The organism is Mesorhizobium sp. M1143, assembly GCF_040318435.1.
Taxonomy (GTDB): domain Bacteria; phylum Pseudomonadota; class Alphaproteobacteria; order Rhizobiales; family Rhizobiaceae; genus Mesorhizobium.
In genome coordinates this window covers 1-1,761 of the sequence record NZ_JAMYMJ010000166.1, presented here as the reverse complement: position 1 = coordinate 1,761, position 1,761 = coordinate 1, and the positions used below count along the sequence as shown (strand labels likewise).

General features: G+C 60.4%; 2 protein-coding genes. Both read left to right on the top strand.

Features of this window, described 5'->3' with window-relative positions; translation table 11 throughout:
* Positions 1 to 876: hypothetical protein (locus NKH35_RS31640; RefSeq protein WP_352917562.1), on the top strand; the 876-nt coding region annotated here is incomplete at its 5' end.
* Positions 877 to 1,046: 170 nt separating this feature from the next.
* A partial coding sequence (locus NKH35_RS31635; RefSeq protein ID WP_352917561.1) for a competence protein CoiA family protein occupies positions 1,047 to 1,761 on the top strand: 715 nt, incomplete at its 3' end.

Here is a 1,761-nt window from a genome sequence, read left to right as displayed (position 1 = left end):
GCACCTGGCAGCGGCATGGCCCTGTCGCTTGCGGGGCGTTTCGACATGTTGGCAAAGCTAGCGGGGCGGGCTGGACTGATCGCACGCGGTGCCCTCTTGCAGCAACTGGCGTTCCTTCACACGATTGCACCAGCTTGGGTGGACGCCAACCTGCTACCAGGCCTACTTGAGCAGAACGACGATGCGATCGATCTGATGAGCGTCGTCGCGCGCTCGGTCGCGCCGCGATATGCCGAGTTGTTTAATCTCCTGAAGCCGGCGATCTTCCACGCGCTCGAGCATGAGCGCACCGACGAAGCGATCCAAGAGCATCTCTCTGGCGCGTTGATCGGCGCTGCCTTCGCGATCATCGAAGGACAAGGCGGCTTCAATTTGACCGGGTTGGAGTGCCGGCAGACGCTGACCCGCATGCCCAATAACGTGCTCTCTCGCATAGCGTGGGAGCTTGGCTCACTGCTCCGCGACAAGAAAGACGCGGATGCGAAAGCGGCCTTTTGGGACGCGTCCATTGTGCCCTTCTTGCGCGATTATTGGCCGAACGACGTATCAGCCCGGACATCCGAGGTATCGGAAAACCTTGCGCACCTGCCCGCGCTGGCCGGTGAGGCCTTCGAACGCGCGGTTCCCACAATTCTTGACCTGGTCTGCCCGATCCAGCGATACGACTTGCGCTATGGGTTTGGGCTTGAGGATGAGGAGGATCTCCTGGCGCAGCAGCCGCGCGCCTCACTGCTGCTGATCAGTTCCATTCTTGATCGTTCTGCGCCGCCGCCTCGCGATATCGACGAGGTCATCGAACGGTTGCTCGCAGCCGATCCCGACATTGCATCGGAGCCTGCATTTTGGCGCCTGCGGCAGATGCGGCGAGCTGACTGAAGCAAGTTCTACACAGCGAACATTTCAACGCATGGCAGGCCGCTAGCAAAATTGCCGCTGTGGCGACAGAATTCCTTTTGGAGGCGAACCGAGAACAGGAATAGGCTCGGTGTTCGTCAGGCGGCATTGCCGAGCATCCCGGCTCTTCAACGGGGCAAACCGGAGGCGAGGTGGACGACCACGAAAATGCGAGAATATCTTTCGGCACCGATCGTGCACAGCTTGTCTATGGGCTGAGGCCGGACCGCACGTTGGCGCATATCAGCGAGGTTCAGCGCGGCATTGCTTGCGGATGCAATTGCCCTGCCTGCGGCGGTCGGTTGGTGGCTCGCAAGGGTGATGAGAACGTGCCGCACTTCGGGCACGACGGTGGCGACGCGTGCGGGGGCGGTCCTGAAACCGTTCTACATCTCCTTGCCAAGGAGGTGTTTCGAGCAGACCCGTCGCTACTCCTGCCGAAACGCCTTGGGCTCAATAAGGGCAGCGTCGTGACGAAGCCGGGTCAGCAGGTCACGACGCAATTCCTTCGAATCGAGTTCACTGACCCGAAGACGGTTATCCCGGACCTCTATGTTCGGGCGCTAGGGTATGACCTCTTTGTTGAAGTCGCGGTCACCCATGCGAGCGACGAAACAAAGATTCAACGCCTTCGGGAACACGGCGTCATGGCTGTCGAGATCGACCTGTCAAAGTTGCCCCGAGACTCGACACGTGAACAGATCGCGGCTGCGGTGCTTCGATCCGCGCCACGGTGTTGGCTCTATCATCCCGATATCGACAAAGCGTTGGCGAAGACCCGCGCCGACGAAGAGATATGGCAGGCTGCACAGGAGAAGCGGTTCGCCGACTATCAGGCCAGGCATGAGAAGCGGGCAAAGGCCTGTG